The 6,948-nt window shown below is 69.2% G+C and carries 7 protein-coding genes and 2 pseudogenes; 7 read left to right on the plus strand and 2 right to left on the minus strand.

Annotated elements, in window-relative coordinates:
* Window positions 1–349: 349 nt before the first annotated feature.
* The 6 genes and pseudogenes from RMT89_RS27465 to RMT89_RS27490 all read left to right on the plus strand — a co-directional run bounded on the left by RMT89_RS27465 (window position 350) and on the right by RMT89_RS27490 (window position 4,146).
* Window positions 350–1,270 carry a hypothetical protein gene (locus RMT89_RS27465; protein ID WP_315886467.1) on the plus strand — a complete coding sequence of 307 codons (921 nt, stop codon included), beginning with the start codon at window positions 350–352 and terminating at the stop codon, window positions 1,268–1,270.
* 317 nt (window positions 1,271–1,587) lie between these two features.
* On the plus strand, window positions 1,588–2,007 hold the full coding sequence (locus tag RMT89_RS27470) for an ATP-binding protein (protein ID WP_315886473.1): 420 nt from the start codon (window positions 1,588–1,590) through the stop codon (window positions 2,005–2,007).
* A gap of 285 nt (window positions 2,008–2,292) precedes the next feature.
* The gene (locus RMT89_RS27475; protein ID WP_315886468.1) at window positions 2,293–3,051 is read left to right on the plus strand and encodes a TaqI-like C-terminal specificity domain-containing protein; all 759 of its coding nucleotides are present in this window, start codon (window positions 2,293–2,295) and stop codon (window positions 3,049–3,051) included.
* A 169-nt stretch (window positions 3,052–3,220) separates the two neighbouring features.
* Window positions 3,221–3,580: pseudogene (locus tag RMT89_RS46075) on the plus strand (PaeR7I family type II restriction endonuclease).
* Entirely contained in the window at window positions 3,567–3,761 is a 195-nt protein-coding gene (locus RMT89_RS27485) for a hypothetical protein (protein WP_315886469.1), read from the plus strand. Before RMT89_RS46075 ends, RMT89_RS27485 begins: the two are co-directional and overlap by 14 nt.
* A 178-nt stretch (window positions 3,762–3,939) precedes the next feature.
* Entirely contained in the window at window positions 3,940–4,146 is a 207-nt protein-coding gene (locus RMT89_RS27490; RefSeq protein WP_315886470.1) for a DUF4287 domain-containing protein, read from the plus strand.
* Here RMT89_RS27490 and RMT89_RS27495 read toward each other — a convergent pair.
* A pseudogene (locus tag RMT89_RS27495) lies at window positions 4,143–4,280 on the minus strand (TIGR03943 family protein); the annotation flags it as partial. The gene RMT89_RS27490 and the pseudogene RMT89_RS27495 overlap by 4 nt on opposite strands.
* A 421-nt stretch (window positions 4,281–4,701) precedes the next feature.
* On the opposite strand from RMT89_RS27495, the gene RMT89_RS27500 reads away from it, so the two are divergent.
* Window positions 4,702–6,603, plus strand: coding sequence for an NAD-binding protein (locus RMT89_RS27500; RefSeq protein ID WP_315886471.1), 1,902 nt, complete (start codon window positions 4,702–4,704; stop codon window positions 6,601–6,603).
* 71 nt (window positions 6,604–6,674) lie between these two features.
* Here the strand turns inward: RMT89_RS27500 and RMT89_RS27505 are convergent.
* On the minus strand, window positions 6,675–6,948 hold a 274-nt coding region (locus RMT89_RS27505), incomplete at its 5' end, for a hypothetical protein (RefSeq protein WP_315886472.1).

Genomic DNA, 6,948 nt, shown 5'->3' on the forward strand with positions numbered 1-6,948 from the left:
TGTTGTGTTGTAGCTTCGGAGTCGCCAGCGCGTCAACGGCTTCCCGATGTGATGCTTCTGGCTCGGTCGACAGGGCAACTATTTGGTCAACCGGCGATCGTGCCCTACGGTTTTGCTCCCGCCCGCTACCAGCGTGATTTCCTGCGGCCTTTCTGCCGTGAGAGATTGCGCCGGATCGGGCTGGACTTGCGCGACCCGGGTGTGGCTATGTTGACGACACCCCCGGAAAACGCAGTCGGTCTGCGGCGCCCCTCGCGCCAACAGCCCACCCCCTCCATTCGAATCCAGCCCGACCGACGGTGAGCCGTGGTGTCCGCCCACAGGCCACCGAGTGAGGACCGCCCCGCTCTTGGCACGAATCCGCACCATCAAGCCCGAAGCCTTCGTCTCCGAGTCCCTGGCCGCCGTCTCCCTGACCGCGGAACGCACCTTCCTCGGCCTGCTCACTCAGGCCGACGACCAGGGCCGCCATCGCGACCACGCCGCGATCGTCGCGGGCCAGCTGTGGGTCCTGCGCCCGGAGCACACCCCAGCCGATGTCGAGACGGACCTCGCCCAGCTCGCCGACGCCGGGCTGATCTGCCGCTACAAGGGGCCCGACGACAAGCGATACCTGCACATCGTCACCTGGAGCCGGCATCAGAAGATCAACCGGCCGAGCAAGAGCCGCCTTCCCGCCTGCCCGCACCACGACACTCCAGCCGGAGCCGCGTCGGGCGCCGCAGGGGTCGGCTTCGCGGAGCCCTCACTGCCGCCTCACGGAACCCTCCGTGAGGATGCCCGCGAGATGCGTGAGCCCGCACTGAATCCCGGTGCCGATGACGAATCCGCAGGTCAGAGCGGTTTCACGGAGTCCTCCCTGAGGGCTCACGGAGGACTCCAGGAGCCGTCGGTGAAGCCTCACTGTCCGGATCTAGGACCTAGGATCATGGATCTAGGAGATACCCCTTCGGGGGGCGCAAGCGCCCCCGCACCCGACACCGTCTCGGCCAAGCAACTCATTGCCGAGTACGCCGCCGCCTGTGCCCACCGCCCGCCCAAGGACGTCCTGGGCCATCTCGGCCGGGAGGTGCACAAGCTTCTCGGCGAGGGCATCGCCCCCGCCCACATCCGAGCCGGGCTCGAACGGCACCGAGCCAAGGGACTGCACCCCCGCACCCTGCCGAGCGTCGTCCACGAGGCCATGAACGCCACACCCACGGCGGCGGTTGTCCACAGGCCGTGGACGAACCCCACCGATGCCGACGCCGCCTACGGAGGTGAACTCTGACCGCCACCCTCACCCGCGAGCCCCACCACGTCGGCCCGCTCGCCGACCGGCTCAACACCATCCTGGCCAGCCGCGGCATCGACCCCACCGCCGCCGCTGCCGAGGAGCCAGCGCCCGAACCCATCACCGCCCTGGAGCTGGCGGACGCCCGCATCCCCGCCCGCTACCGCCGCGCCCTGGCCGACCACCCCCAGATCGCCGCCTGGGCCGATGAGATCGCCGGTGCAGGACGTCCCGGGCCTGTCGGTCCGGGCATCGCCGAGGGCCCGTCACTGCTGATCGCCGGCCCGCCGGGCACGGGCAAGACGCACCTGGCCATCGGGCTCGCGGTCCGCGCCTGCCAGGCCGGACACCGCGTCGCATTCGCGACCGCCGCCGAGTGGGTCGACCGCCTGGCCGCCGCCCACCACACCGGCCGCCTCCAGAACGAGCTCACCAAACTGAGCCGTTACCCGCTGATCGTGATCGACGAGGTCGGCTACATCCCCTTCGAAGCCGAGGCCGCCAACCTGTTCTTCCAGCTCATCTCGAACCGATACGAACGCGCGTCCGTAATCGTCACGAGCAACAAGCCCTTCGGACGCTGGGGAGAGGTCTTCGGCGACGAGACCGTCGCCGCCGCCATGATCGACCGCCTCGTCCACCACGCCGAGGTCCACTCCCTCAAAGGCGACTCCTACCGCATGAAAGGCCGCAGCCTCGGCCGCGTCCCCACCACCCCGACCGAAACCAACTGACCGACAACAACCAACGACACGGGGGTCACGTTTCAACCGCCCAAAATGGGTCAAAATTCAGCCGCCGCCGACAGCCTTCGATGATCAGGTTTCGGCCTATCCGGCGATCACGGTCATCTCGAACCGGCCTCAGGGCGAAGCAGTAGCCGCGGACACCACTCGGGAGTTCGGCAGCGCCCAGGCCCGCGAGTTCGCCGACTGGTACGCCAAGGCCGCGTCCGAGTCGGTCACCACCGTGGCGTTCCAGGCCGCCCGTATGCCGCACTGGTTCCCGGACGAGGACTCGTGGCCGGCCGCCTCGCCGGCGAGACTGGCGGTTCTGGAGGAACTCACCGAGCGCTTCCGGCTGTTGGAGGACGGCAGGACCGGGACCGTGTCGGCATCGGCATCGCCACCGGTGCCGACAAGGTCTTCCTCACCAAGGACGGCAGCCTCGTCGAGAACGACCGGCTGCTGCCCATGGCGATGGTCCGCGACACCACGAGCGGCAGCCTGCACTGGAGCGGCACCTACCTGGTCAATCCCTGGACCGCCGAAGGTGACTTGGTCGACCTCTCCGCCTACCCGCGGCTCGCGGCGTACTTCGAGGAGCACAGCGCCGCCCTGCGAAAGCGTTACGTCGCGGTCAAGCAGCCGGAGCGCTGGTACAAGACGATCGACAAGGTCGATCACCGTCTCACGCGACGACCCAAGCTTCTCTTTCCGGACATGAAGCTGACGATCCATCCGGTCCTGGATCAAGGCGAGTTGTACCCCCACCACAACCTGTACTTCATCGTCTCGGACGTCTGGGACATGCGGGTACTCGGTGGTCTGTTGCTGTCCAAGGTCGCGGAAGCGTTCGTGGAGGCGTACGCGGTCAAGATGCGAGGGGAAACTCTCCGCTTCCAGGCGCAGTACCTCCGCAAGATCCGTGTGCCCGATCCCGGCGCCCTCAGCAAGAGCGACAGAAACGCCCTGGCGGAAGCGTTCGACAAGCGCGACGTAGCGGCTGCCGCCGAGGCCGCCCTCCGTGTCTACGGGCTTGCCGAGCTGCCCGACTAGGGAGGGGTCGGATCTTGACGGTCACCCGCCAGGACTTCGAGGACGCCATAGCGGCGTACTGGGGTGCCAAGCAACTCCAGAACGAGCAGTCCGCGATCAAGGCCGCGGTGGGAGCGGGCACGGCCGGCTCCGTCGGGGCGGCAAGCACTTCGACGCCATCGCCACCCTGTTGGCGAAGTTCTTCCTCGACGCCGGCTACCCGCCCGAGAGCATCCGGGTCAATAAGTCCCAGGGCCTGGAACTGCCCGGCTACTACCGACCGCAGAAGCAGTGGGACGTCGTGGTCGTGCACGAGAACGTCCTCATCGCTGCCTTCGAGATGAAGGCCCTCGGCGGACCGTCGTAGGGCAACAACTACAACAACCGGGTCGAGGAAGCGCTCGGTAGCGCGGTCGACCTGCGCCGAGCGGCTCTTGCCGAGCTCTACCCGAGGGAGAAGCCCTGGCTCGGCTACGTCTTCATCATGCAGGAGGGGGAAAGGGTCGCGGAGGCCGGTCAAGACGGCCCGTGGGGCCATGCCCGTCGATGACATCTGGCGCGATACGTCGTACCAGGACCGGTTCGGGATCTTCTGTGAGCGTCTGGTGGCGGAACAGCTCTACGACGCCGCGTGTGCTACGTCACCTCGTCGGTCGAGAATCCCAAGCCGGTCGAGCTGGTGGAGGGCCTTGACTGGAGGCACTTCTCCGCGGCGATCAATGCCCGCTTGACGTACTTGAGGGATCTCGGAATCCCAGGCTGAGTCGCGGCGCCGCGCACCGCCGCGGTGTTTTTGGTGTCACCGATGACTTTTCCGGCCTGCGCCGGTCTCCACCTCGGCACCATCGTCCACCTCGGCACCATCGTCCACCTCGGCACCATCGTCCACCTCGGCAGGAGTTCACCGACATGACCGCAGCTGTGAAGGGTCCCGCCAGTTACTTCCCTTCCATAGAGAAGAAGTACGGCCGTCCGATCGCGGAGTGGAAGGAGCTCATCCGGAGCTCGCCCCTCAGCAAGCACATGGAGCTCGTCAACTGGCTCAAGTCCGAGCACGGGTTGGGGCACGGGCATGCCAACGCACTGGTCGCGCACACACTTGCCGAGGGTCGCTAGTTGTTCCAGGTTTCGTCGTACGGGTCCTTGGGGGCCTCCGCCGGGGGCGCCTCCGTCACCTTCAGGTACGGGATGGGGGCGCCGTTCACCGGGTCCTTCGTGGTGCGGGGGGTGTAGGTGCCCGAGGGAGACAGGGCCACGAAACCCGCCCAGCACCAGGAAGGGCGGCGCCTGGATCCCTCCGCCACGAAGACCGTCGTCCAGCTCTGCATCGCCGGTGCGGACGGGGCTCCGCGCAGGGGGTTCTGCAGCAGTACGGCCACCACGAGCAGTGTGATGAAAAGGAGGGGGGCTGTCTGGCGGCCTTCGTCCTGGTCCTGGTCCTGGTCCAGGTCCAGGTCCTGGTCCTGGTCCAGGTCCTGGTCCTGGTCCTGGTCCTGGTCGGGGTGCGGGGTCGGGCGGTGTGGGCTCTTGCTCGTCTTCCTCCCGCTGCACGGGGAGTTGGCGTCCAAAGTTCAGATGCCTGCTGGAACCACGCGTCCCGGTGAGGCAGTCTTTTCTCTCGTGGCGAGCGTTCCGAGTCAGGGTCAGCCGGGTGGTGCGCCATCCGCGCACATGGTGGTGTGCGGCGACGACGGGCTCGCGCACCGGCTCGCCGCCGAACTGCGCGGTGTCTACGGCGAACAGGTCACGCTCGTCGTGCCGCCCTCCGAGCGGGGGGTGCGGCCGCCGGTGGTCGGGCGGGCACGTGCCGCTTCGGCCGCCTTGCTCGACCGGGTGGTCAACGCCGCCGTCAGCCGGGCCGCGGGAAACGGGGCGCCGGTCGACAGCGAGCGGATCGTCGAAGCCACCGAGGTCACCGAGGCCGTGCTGGCGGACGTCGGCGTCGAGCGGGCCACCGCGCTCGCCCTCGTCTATGACGACGACGAGGCCAATATCCGCGCCGCCCTCACCGCGCGCCGGCTCAATCCCCGGCTGCGGCTTGTCCTACGGCTCTACAACCGGCGGTTGGGGCAGCACATCGAGGAACTCCTCGATCAGGCCGCCGCGCTGGCCACGGGGGACGGGGTCTCGGACGCCTCCACCGTCGTCCTGTCCGACGCCGACACGGCCGCGCCCGCGCTGGTCGCCACCGCGCTGGTCGGTACCAGCAAGGTCGTACAGACCGATGGGTTATTGCTGCGGGCCGTTGAGCGGCAGCCGGGTGGGGACGGGCGGGTGGCGGCCTCCGGGCTGGCCACGTTGGCGTTGCTGTCCGCTCCCGGTCATGATGCCGGGGGTTCGGAGAGCGGGGAGCAGGGGCCGCGGTTGTTGCCCGATGAGGCCGCGGTGCGTCAGGCACGGGGGCGGGGGGCCGTCGTACTGGAGCAGGTGTCGTATTCCGGGCCTTCCATGGCGGGTGGGCGGGGGGTCGTGCCGTCGTTCGCGTCCTTGTTCTCGCGGCGGCTCCGGTGGTCGTTGGCGGGTCTTGTCGGGTGTGTCTTCGGGCTGGCTGTGGCGCTGACCGTGGCCACCGGGGATCATCCGCTGCACGCCACGTACGAGACGCTTCTCGATCTCTTCGCCATCAATGATCCCGCACTGAACGAGTCCACGAGCCGGCAGGTGCTTCAACTCCTGTCCGGGCTGCTCGGGTTGCTGTTGTTGCCGGTGTTGCTGGCCGCTGTGCTGGAGGCCTTGGGGACCTTTCGGACCGCGTCGGCTCTGCGGAAGCCGCCTCGGGGGCTGGGTGGGCATGTGGTCCTGCTCGGGCTGGGGAAGATCGGGACGCGGGTGCTGACCCGGTTGCGGGAGCTGCATATTCCGGTGGTGTGCGTCGAGGCCGATCCCGAGGCCCGGGGGATGGCTACGGCTCGGCGGTTGCGGGTGCCTGTGGTGTTGGGGGATGTCACCCAGGAGGGGGTGCTGGAGGCCGCGAAGATTCATCGGGCGAATGCGTTGCTTGCGGTGACCAGTGCGGATACGACGAATCTGGAGGCTGTGCTGGCGGCGCGGTCTGTTCGGCCTGATCTGCGGGTGGTGCTGCGGCTCTACGACGACGACTTTGCGACGGCCGTGTATCGCACGCTGCGCGCCGCGCATCCGTTTGCCTCTACGCGGAGCCGGAGCGTTACGCATTTGGCGGCGCCCGCGTTTGCCGGGGCGATGTTGGGGCGGCAGATCCTCGGGGCGATTCCGGTCGAGCGGCGGGTGTTGTTGTTCGCGTCCGTGGAGGTGGGCGGGCATCCGCAGTTGGAGGGGCGGACTGTGGGGGAGGCGTTTCGGGCGGGGGCCTGGCGGGTGTTGGCGTTGGATACGGCGGCGGGACCGGGGGCGGGGGCGGGGGCGGGGGCGGGGGCGGGGGCGGCTGATGCTGAGGCTGGGGGCGGGAATTCGGGTGTAGGTGGGTCCGGGCTGGTGTGGGATCTGCCTGACACGTATGTCCTGCGGGCCGAGGACCGGGTGGTGCTGGCTGCTACGCGGCGGGGGCTGGCGGAGTTGTTGGGGCGGAGGCGGCGGGAGTCGGCGGGGGCGTGAGGCGGCGTGTGCCGGGGCTCGGGCGGGGCGGGGTTCGCTCGCCCGCGCTGACAGGGCGCCGCTGCGTGCGGTTACCGCCGGGGCGGGTTTCGCTCCCCCCGCGCTGACAGGGCGCCGCTGCGCCCACCCGTGCCGCCCCAGCGGCACGACTGCCCGCAGCGGCGGCGGGTACGGCAGTGCGGCCAGCCGCAGCGGCGGCTGTGCGGCAGCCGAGACCGGGTGGGCGTCGGGCCTAGCGGTGCGGCCAGCCACAGCAGCGATGGATGCAGCAGTGCGGCCAGCCGCAGCGGCGGCTGTGCGGCAGCCGAGACCGGGTGGGCGTCGGGCCTAGCGGTGCGGCCAGCC

Source organism: Streptomyces sp. P17 (genome assembly GCF_032436805.1).
Lineage (GTDB): Bacteria > Actinomycetota > Actinomycetes > Streptomycetales > Streptomycetaceae > Streptomyces.

Excerpts from the sequence above, each read along its gene's own strand:
- RMT89_RS27500 (WP_315886471.1), top strand. The coding sequence starts at position 4,702 with ATGGTGGTGTGCGGCGACGACGGGCTCGCGCACCGGCTCGCCGCCGAA.
- RMT89_RS27490 (WP_315886470.1), top strand. The coding sequence starts at position 3,940 with ATGACCGCAGCTGTGAAGGGTCCCGCCAGTTACTTCCCTTCCATAGAG.
- RMT89_RS27485 (WP_315886469.1), top strand. The coding sequence starts at position 3,567 with ATGCCCGTCGATGACATCTGGCGCGATACGTCGTACCAGGACCGGTTC.